At 41.8% G+C, this 16,086-nt stretch carries 13 protein-coding genes; 3 read left to right on the top strand and 10 right to left on the bottom strand.

All coding sequences use genetic code 11. The annotated features are described in order from the left end of the window. Positions 1-583 precede the first annotated feature (583 nt). From CQA40_RS05875 to panB, 10 genes are all read right to left on the bottom strand, one after another. Positions 584-1,774, bottom strand: coding sequence for a hypothetical protein (locus tag CQA40_RS05875; protein WP_115519983.1), 1,191 nt, complete (start codon positions 1,772-1,774; stop codon positions 584-586). Positions 1,775-2,338: 564 nt separating this feature from the next. Next, positions 2,339-2,968, bottom strand: coding sequence for a hypothetical protein (locus tag CQA40_RS05885; RefSeq protein ID WP_147290172.1), 630 nt, complete (start codon positions 2,966-2,968; stop codon positions 2,339-2,341). A gap of 423 nt (positions 2,969-3,391) precedes the next feature. After that, positions 3,392-5,332, bottom strand: a complete 1,941-nt coding sequence (locus tag CQA40_RS05890) for a formyltransferase family protein (RefSeq protein ID WP_115519986.1) — start codon at positions 5,330-5,332, stop codon at positions 3,392-3,394. Between the two features lie 115 nt (positions 5,333-5,447). Further along, on the bottom strand, positions 5,448-6,380 hold the full coding sequence (locus CQA40_RS05895; protein WP_115519987.1) for a plasminogen-binding N-terminal domain-containing protein: 933 nt from the start codon (positions 6,378-6,380) through the stop codon (positions 5,448-5,450). 81 nt (positions 6,381-6,461) lie between these two features. Next, complete coding sequence (locus CQA40_RS05900) at positions 6,462-7,091, bottom strand: NUDIX domain-containing protein (RefSeq protein WP_115519988.1); 630 nt, start codon at positions 7,089-7,091, stop codon at positions 6,462-6,464. A gap of 221 nt (positions 7,092-7,312) precedes the next feature. Further along, positions 7,313-8,356 carry a catalase gene (locus CQA40_RS05905; RefSeq protein WP_115519989.1) on the bottom strand — a complete coding sequence of 348 codons (1,044 nt, stop codon included), beginning with the start codon at positions 8,354-8,356 and terminating at the stop codon, positions 7,313-7,315. 57 nt (positions 8,357-8,413) lie between these two features. Continuing rightward, on the bottom strand, positions 8,414-9,781 hold the full coding sequence (locus CQA40_RS05910; RefSeq protein WP_115519990.1) for a sodium-dependent transporter: 1,368 nt from the start codon (positions 9,779-9,781) through the stop codon (positions 8,414-8,416). Between the two features lie 109 nt (positions 9,782-9,890). After that, positions 9,891-10,724: an MBL fold metallo-hydrolase gene (locus CQA40_RS05915; RefSeq protein WP_115519991.1), complete on the bottom strand. Its 834-nt coding sequence runs from the start codon at positions 10,722-10,724 to the stop codon at positions 9,891-9,893. Positions 10,725-10,748: 24 nt separating this feature from the next. Further along, positions 10,749-11,906 (bottom strand): Holliday junction branch migration DNA helicase RuvB, encoded by a 1,158-nt coding sequence (ruvB, locus tag CQA40_RS05920; RefSeq protein ID WP_115519992.1) that lies wholly within the window; start codon positions 11,904-11,906, stop codon positions 10,749-10,751. A 44-nt stretch (positions 11,907-11,950) separates the two neighbouring features. Continuing rightward, positions 11,951-12,763, bottom strand: coding sequence for a 3-methyl-2-oxobutanoate hydroxymethyltransferase (gene panB, locus CQA40_RS05925; protein ID WP_115519993.1), 813 nt, complete (start codon positions 12,761-12,763; stop codon positions 11,951-11,953). 207 nt (positions 12,764-12,970) lie between these two features. Here panB and CQA40_RS05930 point away from each other — a divergent pair, with 207 nt between their 5' ends. From CQA40_RS05930 to CQA40_RS05940, 3 genes are read left to right on the top strand one after another with little or no spacing between them, the layout of a single operon-like run. Then, a complete protein-coding gene (locus CQA40_RS05930; protein WP_115519994.1) occupies positions 12,971-13,897 on the top strand; it encodes a hypothetical protein in 927 nt (308 codons plus the stop codon). Then, positions 13,887-14,801: an outer membrane beta-barrel protein gene (locus tag CQA40_RS05935; RefSeq protein ID WP_115519995.1), complete on the top strand. Its 915-nt coding sequence runs from the start codon at positions 13,887-13,889 to the stop codon at positions 14,799-14,801. The genes CQA40_RS05930 and CQA40_RS05935 overlap by 11 nt, the downstream gene beginning before the upstream one ends. A gap of 55 nt (positions 14,802-14,856) precedes the next feature. After that, the gene (locus CQA40_RS05940) at positions 14,857-16,059 is read left to right on the top strand and encodes an outer membrane beta-barrel protein (protein ID WP_181882854.1); all 1,203 of its coding nucleotides are present in this window, start codon (positions 14,857-14,859) and stop codon (positions 16,057-16,059) included. Positions 16,060-16,086: the final 27 nt, after the last annotated feature.

The following is a 16,086-nucleotide window of genomic DNA, read 5'->3' on the forward strand; positions in this document are numbered from 1 at the left end:
AACCCACCCCCAAACCCCCTCCGCAAGGGAGGGGGCTTAAAGAAAAGCAAATACCCTCGTGCTAAGGGAGGGGGTTTAAAAAAGCAAGTATCCTAACGCAAAGGGAGGGAATTAAAGAAAAGCAAGTATCCTTCGCCACAATTTTTATCATTTGGGGAGAGGGCTTAAAAAAGTGGTAATTTAGCAAAGAAAAGAAAATTTTATAAGATAGGGGGTGGAATAAGTGGCGTTATGTGCCACAAAAAGTCCCTCCCCGTAGCCGAGTGATTTAGGGAGGGGTATTTACAAAGAATTACAAAATGCAGTTTGCAGAGGGAGGGGGCTTAAAGAAGTGAAGTATCACAAGCGAAGTATCACAAAGCCCTAGAAAATATCCTAAAAAAAATCTCTTAGAGAAAAATCTACTAGAAAAAAAGCCTAGTGAAAATCTACGAAAAAACCTCAAAAAGAAAAAAGTAACCCCCCCCCCTCCAAAGCTATGCAGAAGTGAAATATCACAAAGCTCAAAAATCTACTAGGAGAAACCTAGCGAAAATCCCCTCCTAGAAAATCCACTTATAGCAAAATCTCTTAGAGAAGCCCCTTAGAAGTCATACTTCAAGCGGACAAGTCCTACAAGTGCGCTTTGATGAGCTGTGTAGCCACCTCTAGCTGTTTGGATAGTGTCATAAAACCCAAGTTGTGGGACGACTTGGAAGCCTTTTGCGACATTGATAGGGAGATTTGCATAGATTTTGTAGCTATGGGTAGCTTGAGCACTGCTTCGCTCATTGCCTCGTTGATTTTCGCCATTAAATGTCGCTTGGTAGCCTGCACCTGCTGCTAGGCTTATGGTGTCATTTATCTTTGCTCCACCTTCTAGCACTAGCCCTGCTCGTTGTGAGTTTAGCCCAAGTGCTCCGGCCAAATCAGTATTGTATCCATAGCCGCCTAGAGAAGCTGCGGTAGTTTGCTCGCCATAAGTGTGTCCATTTATCCCGTAGGTAAAAATAGTGGATAGATACGCACTGCCAAGTGGCACTTTTGCACCTACTAGCAAGTGTCCAGCGTGCACATCGCCTGTATGTCCTGCTAGCCAAGTCGCTGGTAGTCCATTATCTGCCCTATCAAAATACTTATAAGTCGCAGCGACTTTGAATTTACCTTTTTCGCCTATCTTGCTTTCATAAGATAGTGCGATACGAGGGATACGAGAGTGTCCAGCCCCTACAAAAGCACTTCCGCCTGTGGCTAGACTTGCATCATTGTTTGCGCCGTCATCGTGTATGATAGCGATAGTCGCGCCAGAGTGGGAGTATTGGATTTGGAGCTTTCTGCTTCCTGTGGTTACAGAGCCAAATCCATTACCACCTGCATCGTTGTTGTTGAAGTCTGACTGAAACCCACCCTCAATCGTAGGCGTGTCTATCTTACCAAATGTCAGCTTACCACCAGAGCCAAAGTCATAAGTCCCAAATACCTTGCGCAAGCCCGGTCCAGAAGCAGTGCCAAGTATTCCTTGCTCACGCAAACCAAACTCTACTTTTGTGAAAAGTTTGCCATACTTGGAGTTGATACCAAAGTGAGAGTTGTTTTGGAAGCCGATGATATAGCTACCATCGTTTGTGCTATTTGCGGGTCTATCACTTGTGATACCGCCACCACCGACAAAGCCTCTCAAGCTACCATAGAGCTCCACAGAAGCTCCCTTTTCCTCATTGCTGTATACTTCGATACCTAGTGCAGGTATCGCCACAATCGCAGCTAGTGCGCCGCTCAAAGCCAACTTTTTCATTTCTTCTCCTTAAGAGTGATTTTAGCTCGCTTGCCTTACAACGCTTTGCAAAAAGCGAATGTGAAGCAAGCGTGAAGCTAATGCTAGGAATTGTGGCAAAAAAAAGTAAAAATGAGAAATAAAAAATGTAAAAATTGTGTAAAAAGCTAGAAAATGGCGAAAAATCTAGCGAAATGTTAGATTTTTGTGGAAAATTTTGTGGGGAGTGGATTGGGTGTGCTTGTGTGGTTTTTTGATTTTTGTCATACTTGAGCTTTTGCAAAAAAGCGAAATATCAAAAAAAAATTATAAAATGACAAAAAGTAGAATCACAAAAAGAAAAAAGGCAACCCCCTCCCTCTCCCCCGCCCAAAAAAGAAAACGCTTCCGCTGTTTCTTTTTTTGGCTTGGGGAAGTGCCTCGCGTATTTTACTTCGCGCTAGGCTAAGCCTTGCGCTTCGCAAAAGGGCAAATGCTCGCCAAAAAACCCGCGCTCGCACTACTGCTTCGCGTTACTCGGGTTTTTGGCGATTTGCCACGCGAGAAAGAAAGCACTTCAGCTGTTTTTACTATGTCAAAGTATGTCTATTTGTCATATTTAAGGGCGAAGCCCCAAATATTCCCCCTCCTTTGCAAGTGGTAATTTTGCGAGTTCCCCCTCCTTTGCGGAGGGGGATAAAGGGGGTGGGTTGATTTTTGAGATACTTTGTGATTAAAAGCCCTTAAGTATGACAACTTACATTGCAGAAAAGATATTTCGCTTGCGCTTAAATATGACAAAAAGTGCAAGGAGTGCAAAATCCTTTTGGATATTTCGGTTTCTTGCGAAACCTCAATATGACAACATTTTTCGTCATTGCGAGCAAGTCGCAAGACTTGCGTGGCAATCCAAACTTCCAACACGCTAAAAACACCAAAAACAACACTCCCACCAAAGATAACCCTACGCAAAATATTTTTTATTCTATTTTTTCGCGTTTTGATACTCGCTTTTTTGCTGATTTGACTAACTCTCTTCATAGCTACCCTTAAATGCGCCAAACTCGTCATTGCGAGAATCGCCTTAGCGATTCGTGGCAATCTATACAAAAAACAAAAAGACATAGATTGCCACGATTCCACGCTTTCAAGCGGAATCTTGCAATGATGAATGATTTTATGGATTGCTTCGTTGTGGCTAAAGCCACTGCCTCGCAATGACGGAAGTATTTGCATTGTTAGAAGTTGTTAGCATTACTTGGGATTCAAAGGCAAAAGAACCCACCCCCAAACCCCCTCCGCAAGGGAGGGGGCTTAAAGAAAAGCAAATACCCTCGTGCTAAGGGAGGGGGTTTAAAAAAGCAAGTATCCTAACGCAAAGGGAGGGAATTAAAGAAAAGCAAGTATCCTTCGCCACAATTTTTATCATTTGGGGAGAGGGCTTAAAAAAGTGGCAATTTAGCAAAGAAAAGAAAATTTTATAAGATAGGGGTGGAATAAGTGGCGTTATGTGCCACAAAAAGTCCCTCCCCGTAGCCGAGTGATTTAGGGAGGGGTATTTACAAAGAATTACAAAATGCAGTTTTTGTCGCATAGAAGTTTTTTATGCTTGAGCGCAAACAATGTGTTGAAAAAATCACAAACAACGATTTTGGGGGCTTATATCTCTAAAAGATTTGTGCCGATTTTTATCCCGCGTGTTTTTAGAAACTCACTTGCGCGCATTTTGTTTTTGCTAGGGGCTTGTAGCTCATCGATTTCTATCGCGCCTTTTTGGCACGCCACTATCGTAGGCGATATGCTTAGCACCTCGCCTGCTTTTGCCTCTCTCGCTTCTATCTGTGCCACCTTGATACCAAAAATCTTTATGCCATTTGGCATAAATACGCTTGGCCAAGGGCTAAAAGCTAGGGATTTTTTGTAGATTTCGCTTGCGTTTGTGAAGCGCACTTCCCCATCGGCTTTGCAAATCTTTTTGCAATAGCTAGCCTTGCTCTCATCTTGGGGCAAGGGCGTGATAGTGTCAAACTCGCACAAAATCCTAGCAAGCTCTGCCCCACCTAGCTGGGCTAGAGTCGCACTCAAAGCGGTGTAGTCCTCATCGTTTCTAGGGATTTTGCTAACCCCTAAAATCCCACCACTATCAAGCCCCTCCTCCATAGCCATTATGCTTACTCCATAGTAGCTATCATCGCTTAAAATCATCTGCTGAATGGGGCTTGCACCACGATATTTGGGCAGTATGGAGGCGTGGACATTTATGCAGGGGGCGATTTGCAAAATCGATTTTGGCAATATCTTGCCATAAGCTACTACGAGTATAAAATCTATCTGCAATGAAGCTAGGGCTTGGCTAAATGCGCTATCTAGGGCGCGTGGCTGCAGGACTTCTATGCCTTTTTGCAGGGCTTTTTGCTTCATTGGTGGGGGAGTGATTATGCCTTTGCGTCCCACAGGCTTATCCTCTTGGGTGATTACGCGCAGGACTTCACAGCTGCGCCCTGCCCTCTCAAGCTCTGCAAGCAATCTATCAAAAACGATAGTTGCAAAAATCGGTGTCCCCATAAATACGATTCTCATAGGCTCTCCTTGTGGTTTGTGTGGTTTTGCGTGCTTAGTTTGGTGTGGTTTGTGTGATTTTGCACATTTGGCAGGCAATTTTTGCTTACTAAAAAGGCTAGATTCTCTAGGTTTTACTTGTAGATTTAGGCGTGATTTTGCTTCATTAGAGATTTTGCTTGTGTGCTTGAGAAAAATCTCTTGGCAAAAACGATTAAAATCGCCCTTTAGCTTATAGGCTAGAAATCCTGCTTTTTGCGCGTTTGCTAGCACTTCTTTGCGCGTAGCATAAGAAGTGATTAGGCAAGTGCTTTTGCTTATGGCAAAAAGGTGCTTGAAATGCTCCTCACTCCATAGCGCAGGGTTTTTGCCAAAGCTAAAAGGGTCTTGGTAGATAATGTCAAAGCCTGCAAAATCTCTGGCAAAATATTCTGCAAAACTCCCCCCAAAATCCTCTGCAAAATCTCTCTCAAAATCTGCAAAATATTTTTGGCTTTTTGATTCTGCTTGCAAATCGCTTGCAAAATCGTTTTTTAAATCTTGGGCTAGATTTTTTAGCACACTGCTTGCATCACCCCAAATGATAGTTAGGCTAGTGCTTTGGTTTAGGCTAGTGCTTTGCCCGCTAGCTAGGCTTTGCCACTTCTTATCATCTAAGTGCCAAATCTGCCTTGCCAAATCCAAAGTAGCCCTATCTTTTTCTAGCGAAATGATATGAAGTTTTGTGCTAGCTGGTTTTGGCTGGGTGTTTGATTGCCCTAGCAAATACTCAAATGCACTCGCGCTTAAAAAGGCATTATACCCTAGCCCAAAGCAAATATCCAAAATCCAAATATCGCTTTTGGTGCTAGGAGGGGTTTTGGCTTGGGAATCATCACTTTGCATTTTTGAGCGCAGATACTCAAACGCGGGGGCGATATGCTTGGCGAGCTTTTCGCTTAGCGCACCCTCACTAAGCGAGGAGTAGCACTCGCCAAACTCTTCATTAAACGCACTAAGAGAGCCATCGCTACTAGCAAAAAGAGTTGGGCTTGGATTCATTGCTTGGATTTATTGGTGGGTTTTGGAGTTTTGCAAGGTGGCATTTGTGAGGTGGCTTTGCTTGCAAAATGGCTTGTGTAAGGTGGCTTTGTGGGGAGTTGCGCCACCACTTGGGCTACTTGAAGTTTTTGCCCTCTTTTAGTAGCCCATCGTAGTATTCAAAATACTGCTTTGAGTTTTTGCGCTTGAGTGCAGAATCTAGCGAACCACTTGAGGCGTATTGCACACGCGAAAAAAACGGCGCAATCGTCTGCCCAACTGCACTTGTATCAAACGCTACACTATCTAGCTCTACCAAACTCTGACAATCAAGCACGGAAAGCCTATCTTTTGTAACCAAAAAAAGCAATCCCACGCTATACACCGCGCAAGCATTGCTTAGCACCTTTGGCTTGGGGTCGAATTTGCTTTTGTCAAAAAGATAGCCCACCATTAAATCAGAGTTTAGAAACTGCATAGATGGGTAGCTAGCGCGGATAGAATCATAAGTCTCTAGCGTAGGGGCGATGATAAAGGCTAGACTATTTAGCGTCCCGAAATGCACCTCATCGCCTGCAACGGGCTTGTTTGTTGGGCTTGGGAGGTATTTTTGCTCTAAGACACTGATAGGATTTATCCGTGCTATTGCTTTTGCGCTCTGGCTAGATTTATCTTTTGGATTTTGCTTTTGTGGGTTAGCTTTTTGTGAAGCTTTTTCTTGGGTGGTGTTTTTTGAGTTATATTCATTTTGGCTTGATTTTATCTCTATAATCGTAGCGGTAGCGATGATACTTGCGTAGTTTTCATCATATATATGCCATATAAACCCACTCTCGCCCACTACGCGTCCCATAGCTGGAAACTCTATGGTGTTGGATTTTGTATCCACAGATGAAATGGCGATTTTTGTGGTGTGCTGAAGTTTATCAAGATTCTTTAGCGTTTGTGGATTTTGCTCGCTGTGTGCTTGCTGGAGAGATAGCAAAAGTAGCAGGGCAAAAGCTAGCGCAAAAGTTTGGATACACATTTGGTGGAGTTTTTGTTTTGTTAGATTTTTTGTCGTGCTCATCGTGAAGGTATTCCTTATTTTATGATTTTGTGATTTTAGCTTTGCTACTTTTGGCTTTGGCTACTTTTGGCTTTGGGATTCTCATCGCTTTTTGCTAGCTTTTGCTTGAGGGCGATACTGATAAAAAAAGTAATTGATAGCAAATGCTAGAGAGGGCGTTTTGTGGTAGTCCTCATCACGCACGAAGTCCAATGCCTTGCTTGCTTTTAGGTATAGCACTTCGATTTTTTCGCCATCTATGCCACCACCTAGCGCGTGCTTATCCTCTTTGCTGACTTCTGCTAGGTATATTGTTTGCCTTGCGCCACTGATTCCCACAGAATTGTAAAAGCTATTGACAAACTGCAAGCGACTTATGGGGATTTCATACCCGCATTCTTCAAAGACTTCTTCTATGGCGATTTCTTCTAAGCTCTTTTTTGGCTTATCCACAAGTCCCGCGCAAAGCTCATAAATATAGCCATTGTGATTGCGCATATACACCGCAGGGCGAAACTGCTTGACAATCACAAACGCTTCCAAATCGCGCTCATATAGCATTATCGATACGCTATCGTGTGAGTGGATAATATCCCAATCTTTGTCCTCGCCGTCTTGCTTATAGTGCAATCGCAACGGCTTAATGAAACGAGAATCTTTGCACTCGCCTTGTCGTAAATCTGTGATTTTGGGGGTAGCTTGAGGTGGGGTAAGAAAGTATTCCAAAGACACGCAAACTCCTTAATTGTGGTTTTGTAATGCGGTTTGATTTAAGATTTTTAGCGCATTCTGGTTATACGCTTTATACAAAAATGATATTCAAAAATATGCAAGAGCTAAAATCAGCGAAAATCATATAATAACTTTAAAGAGTGCTAAGAAAAGAAAGGGCATTTTAATAAGTTTTCTCTTAATTTCCCCTTTAATTTTGCTAGAATCTAGCCCTTTGTGCTTTATTGTCTCCTGCCAAAAGTTATGGCATATACCATACTTCGCACATCAAAAATCTCATCTTTTGGTGGCATCACACCATTTGGCAAGATAGATGGCATAAACACTTCTTCATTACACTCATATCCGCTAAAAGAATCAAGTCTTAGCTCACCTAAAGTGATATGCTCTCTGCTGATTTTCTCTCCATTGCTATCTATGTGTGCCCACACACTTGTAGTATCCTCTAGGCTGTCCTCTTGCCTTGCTACTTCAAGCACTAGGGCAAACTTTATCGCGCCACTTTTTAGCTGCTTTTTGAAGCTAGATTCCAAAAAATCATCATTTAGATTTTCTAGCTCTTTTGGGCTTAAATTTTTCACACCATTTTTGGGGACAAAGCTAAATCTAGCAGGCACTAGCTCATCGCTAGATTTTGTGAAAAAAAATGTATGCACGCTATGATAGGCACTATCTGCAAAGCTAGGGCTTACCCCAAGATGTCCTATCTCGCGTGCGAAATTTACAAAAGAGCTTACACTCTCACGCTTTTTGGCTGCTTCTTGTGGGGTGATTTGTCCTTGCTTTTGCTCCAAATTTATGCTCAAAAACTGCATAAACTCATCTGCATTTTTGGCAAAATTTACACGCGAATTTGTCATAGCGATTTCCCAAAAATCGCTATTTTCACTTTGCATTTTTAGAGCCATTGCGCGGGATTTGGATTTATCACTTTTCTCGCTACCACCAAGTGAAAATCTAGCTTTTACCTCAATTTTTTTGGAATGCAAAAATGGGATAGCAAAATCTTTTGCCACTTTTTGATTGGGGATAAACTCCCCACTAGCGCAAAATCCTTTGGTGTGGTTGATTTTTTTGTGCGGATTATTTGGCTCGCCATTTAGAGCATAAAACATATCTGCGATTTTTTGCGCTACTTCGGTTAGGTTTTTGCTCGTATTAGTTTGGCTGGCATTTATCACATTTATGCCAAAAATATTTATGCAAAAAATACTTGCAAAAACAAATCGTAAAAACCATAAATGAAATATTTTAGAATCAGTCATTTTGTATCCTTTTGTGTCCTTGTGTCTAAAAATGTAAATCTTGCTTTATGATAAAATCTAAAAGCCAAAAAATCTAAGGAGTGAAAATAATGTCTTTGTCGCTAGCTCCCCACCCCACGCTAGTATCACAACCAATGGCGCGATATAGCGAATGATAAAAAACCACACGCTAAATGCCCTAGCAGATAAAAATCCACTTGTCATTTTTCTCACTTTTTCTTTGCCGATAAACCACCCTACAAATATCACGCTTAGCAACGCTCCAAGTGGCATAACAATATCAGAGCTTGCCTTATCCACTAGCTCAAAAAGCCCCTTACCCCACACTGCTAGCATATCTGCATAATCTTTGTGCAAAGAAAAAATAAGCACCAAGCCCACTAGGTAAATAACAGCCATAATCGCCCAAGTGATTTTGGCACGAGAGAATCCATACTTTTGGACAAAAAACATTACGCTTGGCTCTAGCAAAGATATAGTAGAAGTAATCCCTGCAAATGCTAGCCCTAGAAAAAATAGCACAGAGATTATCACACCTACCATTCCCATTTTGCTAAATACGATAGGAAGTGCTTTGAACACAAGTCCAGCACCTTGAGTGATTTCTACCCCGTGCTCAAAGACAAATGTAAAAATCATAAGCCCTGCGATGAGTGAAATAGCAATACCACATAGGCATACATACAAGGCAGATTCTAGCAGATTGGCATTGGGCTTGGTGCTAGCAGAATAGCTAATGATAATCCCCACACCAAGACTAAGTGAGAAGCACATTTGCCCCATCGCTGCGATTACCACATCTGCGCTAATGTCATAGTATTTGAAATCAAACAAAAAATGCACCGCTCGCATAAAGCTAGGCTGAAAGCTCGCATACACCAAAAGCCCGATGAAAATAAGAAAAAGCAGGGGCATAAGCACGACATTTAGTCGCTCAATTCCCTCTTTTATCCCAAAAGATACTACCAATGCCGTGATAAACGCTACCGCGCTAAAGCCTAAAATCTGTGCCCAAATATTTACACTCAAAAGCGAGCCAAACACCCAATCAGCTTCGCTTGCATTGCTTGGCAAATCCATACTTGTGCTAAAAAGATAATACAGCACCCACCCTAGCACTATCATATAAAATGTGAGGATAAAAGGACCACCTATCAGCACTAGCCCACCCCATTTCCATACTTTGTGCTTGGTAGAATCTAGCTCTTTGAACGCATCGGCGGTGTTTTTTTGCGTGTAGTTGCCGATTAGCATTTCTCCTACAAGCATAGCAATCCCAGCAAGAAGTGTGAGTGCCAAAAAAAGTAGCACAAACGCACCTCCGCCATTCGTCCCTGCCATATATGGAAATCGCCAAATATGCCCAAGCCCGATAGAACTGCCAAGTGTGGCTAAGATAAAACCGATTTTAGAAAATCCACTCATTAAATTATCCTTTCTCTTGTGAAAATATTACGAAAAATCAACATAATACAATAATAATGCCAAGATTTTGCGTGATAAAAATTTGCAAGTATTGTCCTTTGGCTTTTGATTAGCTCATTCGCTCTAGCCATAGATTTACATTGCGCTGCTCATAAGCCAAAATGCTAGATTCTCCGTGTCCGGGGAAAATCTCTATCTGCCCTACTTCCTCTAGCTCGTCCTCATCTAGCGTAAGTCCCAAATCAAGCGCAAAATCCAAATCCCTAAATCGCCTTAGTGATTGTGCCATATCGCTTTGACTTGAGTAGGGGAAATCATATCGCCCGATACTACGATGAAATACAAAATCCCCGCTATAAATTCTTGCGTTTTTGCTTTTGGGACAAGTGGTGGGATTTTGATTTTGCGCGTTATTTTGCGGATTATTTTGTAGTGGCTTTTGCGCTTGATTTGATAGCTCGCTTTGAGTGCTATCTCCCCAAACACATACGATACTACACCCTGGGGTATGTCCGGGGAAATGCAGATACGAGAAGCAAATCCCATCAATACTAAAATCCTCTCGTCCCCTATTACAAGGCACTTCCACACTTGGAGGGCAAGGGGTAAGCCCTGTATCAAAGCAATCACTTTTCATCATAAAGGCATCTTCGCTAGGGCAATAAATGGGTGTAGATTTTAGATTTTCGTGGAGCTTTGCTGTGTCAAAGATATGGTCAAAATGTCCGTGTGTAATGAGAATAGCAAGCGGATTTTTTACATTTGCTAGCACCCACTCACTTGAGCCAATCCCGGGGTCTATGACTAGCTCGCCACGAGGAGTTTGGACAATGTAGCAATTTGTCTCATACACACCAAAAGCCTTACAGATATGTGGATAGGGCTTGTTATTTGAGTTATTTGAGTTATTTGAGTTATTTGAGTTATTTGAGTTATTTGGCATTTAGAATCTCCTTGTAATAATAAACTAAAACAATTTTGGCTCGTTTTGTAAATGCGCTAGATTCCATTTGGGTGGGCTAAGTCGCAATAGCTCATAAGTCTTTATGCTTGCTATCCTTCCTCTAGCGGTGCGCTCCAAAAATCCATTTGCAAGCAGATATGGCTCGATTAAGTCCTCTATCGTTCCCTCATCTTCGCTAATGATTGCTGCGATAGTGTTTAGCCCCATAGGGGATTTTGCCCGAGCCAAAGCCTCCAAATAGCGCAAATCAAGCTCATCAAAGCCTAGCTCATTTACGCCAAGCTCGCTTAGTGCGTGCTTTGTGGTGTCTAGAGATATGACTTCCTCTCCTGCGACATCGGAGAAATCCCGCACGCGCTTTAGTAGCCTTAGTGCGATTCTAGGTGTGCCTCGCGCTCTTTTTGCGATTTCTAAACTTGCGTCTTTTTTGATTTCTCTTTTTAGCTTGTGTGCGGCTTTGTCAATGATTAGGCTTAGCTCGGAGTTGTCATAAAACTGCAATCTAAAATCCATACCAAACCTATCACGCAAAGGGCTAGATAGCATTCCCGCCCGAGTAGTCGCACCGATAAGCATAAATGGTGGCAAATCAATTTTTATGGTTTGTGCTGCTGGACCGCTACCTGTGATAATATCTAGCCGAAAATCCTCCATAGCAGGATATAGTAGCTCCTCAATAGCTGGAGAAAGCCTATGAATCTCATCAATAAACAAAATATCCCCCTCGCCAATGTTTGTCAAAATCGCAGCCAAATCCCCGCCTTTCTCTATCATCGGCGCGGCTGTTACTTTGATATTTGCACCCATTTGTGTGGCGATTATGTGGCTAAGTGTGGTTTTGCCTAGCCCCGGGGGACCAAAAAGCAAAGTGTGCATCAAAGGCTCGGAGCGTTTTTGTGCACCCAAAATAGCGATTTTTAGGTTTTTTTTGATTTGTGTTTGTCCTATGTAGTCTTCCCACACGCTAGGACGAAGCGAAGTTTCTATGTTTTCATCAAAGCTAATTCTCTCAATGGATACTTCTCTTTCATCTGTGGGGATTTGATTTGTGGTTTTTGTAGACTTTGCAGGAGCGGACTTTGAGATAGATTTTTGGCTAGTTTTTGCGCTAGGCTTTGAGCTAGAATCTAGACTTTGCAAATCAAGTGTGATTTTTGCCATTTTGTTTTACTTTAGATTTTTGAGATTTTGATATTTTGGTGGTTTTAGTAGCTCTCTTGCTCGCTTGGGAAGTCGCCACTTTTGACATCATCGACATATTTTTGCAATGCGGATTTGAAAATATCTGCGCCATTTAGGTATTGGCGCACAAATTTTGGCTTAAAGTCGCTAAACAGTCCAAACGCATCGCTCCAAACAAGAATCTGTCCATCACAATCCACCCCAGAGCCTATCCCGATAGTTGGGATTTTTACCTTGCTAGAAATCTCTTTTGCCACGCCACCTATAATCCCCTCCAAAAGTAGCCCAAATGCGCCTGCCTCTTCAAATGCAAGTGCTGATTCTAGCAAATATGCGCTTTGATGATTGTCTTTGCCTTTGACTTTATACCCGCCCTCAAACTTCACAAATTGTGGCATAAGCCCGATATGCGCCATAATAGGAATCCCCTCATTTGCAAGGGCTTTTATGATATTTAGCTTGCTTAGTGGGACTTCTAGTTTTAGGGCTTGCACTCCTGTTTGTTTGATGATTTTTAGTGCGGATTTTAGCGCGGATTTTTCACTTGCATAGCTACCAAAAGGCATATCAGCTATGACAAAAGATTGCTTTGTGTGGGCTAGAACTGCTTTTGTGTGGTATATCATATCTTGCAGGCTTAGGCTTGTGGTGTCCTCTTTGCCATTGAAACTCATATTTAGACTATCGCCCACCAAAATCACATCTACAATGCCATCAAAAAGTCGCGCAAAAAGTGCGTCATAAGCCGTGATAGCAGTAATCTTACTAGGATTTTTGCCCAAGTGCGGGGGTATATTTTTTTTGGATTTTAGGGTGGTGAGTGTGATTTTTTGCATCGCTTTTTTACTCCTTAAAGTTGTTTGCTTGTGAGTGTTGCTCAATGTATGTTTGCTTGCGTGCTTTTGTAAAAATCGTGGCGTTATTATACCCAAACTCGCTTATTTAAGGTTTAAAGTGTATAATGCGTTTTGCTTTGGGAAAACACTTTTAGAATTTGTTTGATAAGATTTGACAATTAGATTTGGTAGATTTTAAGGCTTAATATGACAAAAAAAAATATCACTAATATCGCTACTAAAATCCCTCGCAAATGCGTGTTGATATTTGTCTGTGTAGTGCTAGCAAGTGCCATAAGCTATGGCGAAAAATCTAAGCGATATTTGAAATATGAAAAATCTAGCAAAGAATCTACAAACACAGCCACAAAATCCCAAAAAGATTCCACAAAATCTAAAAAAGATTCCGCCACAAAAGAAACCAACAAAGAATCTACAAAGCCACAAAAAGAATCCAAAACCACCAAATCAAAAGACAAATCAAAGCAAGAATCACAAGATGAAAATCTAATTGATTATTCCACGCTTAGCTTATATTATTATCCCTACATTATGGCATATCACAAAATCAGCGATAAAGAAATCGCCTCCCTTATCAAAAACCTAGACGCTTCAAAGAAAAAATCAGGTATTTTTATCGGTGTGTATGGTGGCTGGATATTTCACAATGCGGCTGGAAATACAGACTATGTCGTGGATAATTTCCTAGCTTATGGTGCAAAGGTGGGATTTCAGAGCTTTTATCCTACAATGTTTGATAGCATATCTTTCCCAAATAAAGTCGGTGGCAGAATCTATCTGCAATATCTAGGAAGCAACGCAAAAGAGCTAAACCTCTCTTCGCTTGGGTTTTCTAGTATCGGCATAAGCGCAGATGTGCTGATAGACTTGCCACTATTGCCGATGATAAAGGGCAAAAACAGCTTAGAAGCAGGGGCAATAGCGGGATTTGGGCTAGCAAGTATGATATATGATTCTAATAGCGATGCCACGCTTGGTGGGATTATAAACATTGGGGCAAGCTTCACTCTCATAAGCAAGCACCGCATAGAGGGCGAAATCAAACTCATCATCAATGAAAGGCTAAATTGGTTTGGGATAATGCCTATGGTGGGGTATAGCTATGTGTTTTAGGAAGTGCGCCGTGCGTGATATGAAAGTTGTAAAAGCTATGAGTGCATTGAAATCTATGCTAAAAGATTTTGGCAAAATCTGCTTTGTAGGGTTTGTAAGCGCATTGCTTATAAGCAGTATAGCTCAAATTTTAAGCGCTAAGTCAAGCACAAAACCGCTAAAATCTAGTAAAGAATCCCAAAGAGTGCAACCTAGCGATTCTAGCTCACTAGATTCTAAAGCAAAAAAAGAGCAAGAAAAAATCTCTAAAAATATCGATGAAATCGAAGTGATACACGGTGATGAAGAATCTTTGCAGCAAATGTCAAAACACCAAAAGGAAAAAGAGCTTTACTTCTTGCGCGGGCGATACTATCAGCTTTTGTATGAAAAATCTCAAGAGCTAAAAAACAAGACAAAACACGGCTGGTTTGCTGGAGTTTCGCTTGGCACTAGCCAAATGGAAATCAACAAAAATAGAGGCTTTGGCGAGGAGCTAAATCCATTTGCATTTGGGATTAACGGAGGATATATGCGATTTTTGGGTGCTGCACCTATGGGTGTGCGCGTGTATTGGCAATATCTAGCTGCGCTAAATGCCTCGCCAAATATACCCGATAGTGTTTCTAGCCATTTGTTTAGCTTCAATATAGATATGGTGGGGGATAAGGCAATAGGTGGCGAGGAGGGATACTATCTAGGTGTGTTTATAGGGATGGGAGCGGGGGTAAATCTCTACAAGCAGAGTGGCGCACAAAGAGAGGATAAAATCACCATAGGACCTGTGCTAAATGTAGGTGTCTCTGCCACGCTCAAATATCATCATCGCATAGAGCTAGGTATCAAAACTCCACCAAATATCTCAAACCAAGCAAGCTACTTTCTAGGGACTATGTATATCACGAGCTATCAATATTTGTTTTAGCTGGATTTGGGTTGGGTTGATAAATGGATTGCAAAATGGATTGTAGGAAAATATGATGAATATCAAAAAACGCACAATATTAAGTCAACTATCTTTGCAAAATCTAGTGCTAGGCATTATATGCGTGGTATTTTTGCTAAGTAGTGCCCTAGCCGTGCCCACAAAATCTCCGCCCGCAAAATCTCCCAAAAATCAAGCAAAAAAATCAAGCAAATCAAGTCGTATCACTGATGAGGAAATAGCGATGCTTATCTTGCCAAAGGATTTTAAAAATAGCCAAGTAAATCCAAGTGCGCTAATGAATGCCCAAGATGAGCGACTAAAGGACAAAAGCCTAGATGTCAAAATCGCTTTTTATCGCTCACTTTTGGAGATAAATGGCATAAAAGTAGAGCCTATCTACTCTCAAAGTGAATATATCCAAAAGCATTTCGCAGGAAAAACACTAGAGCAAAAAAAGGCAATCGCACACAAATATATGAGGGCTGGCAATAAAAGCGGGATTTTCATAGGGGCGAGTGTGGCAAGTGCTGGCATAACACAAACTTATGCTGATGGCAAATACAATACCCAAAATAGTGTAGGCACTACTACGGATGGGGTATTTAGCCCCGATATGACAGGCGCGCTAGATTCTAGCCTAGATTCTGCGCTTATCGCTCGCTCGGTGTTTGTCGCTTCTGGTGGAAATGTGGGGTATCAAAACTTCTATAATCTCTACTTTGGCAGCAGAATCTATGTCGATGTGCTTATCGGTGGGGGGAATCTCTCTATGAGAAAGCAGGGGCAAGGTAGTGCAAAAAGCGTGGGGAGTTTTTTTTATATGCTAGGGGGGCTAAATGCTGACTTGCTAGGCGAGCTACCGCTAAGCCTGTTTGGCGTGAAACAGAGATTTTGGAGGGAAGTGGCTTTGGGTGGGTATTTTGGCTTAAATATCGGTGTTATGCTACTCACAGATAAAGCAAATAGTGAGCTAGATAGCTTCATAAAAGCTGGCGTAACAAAAAGTGAAAATGTGCTATGGAACTACCAAATCCAAGTAGACTATGGGCTAAATATGGGGCTTAGTCTATCGCTTGGCATACTTGGCAAGCTAGAAGTAGGGGCAAAAGTCCCTCTATCTGTGCTAGGACTACCCTCCGAGCTACGACTAGGTATAGAATCCCCTGCAAAATATGGCAACAAAGAGATTTTATCCAAAGACATAGCCTTTAGTCGCACCCCGATTTTTGTAGCGAGCTATATCAAGGTATTTTAAGGCGTCTAGCAATGATTGGGAAAATAT

It is taken from the genome of Helicobacter sp. MIT 01-3238 (assembly GCF_003364135.1).
Lineage (GTDB): Bacteria > Campylobacterota > Campylobacteria > Campylobacterales > Helicobacteraceae > Helicobacter_B.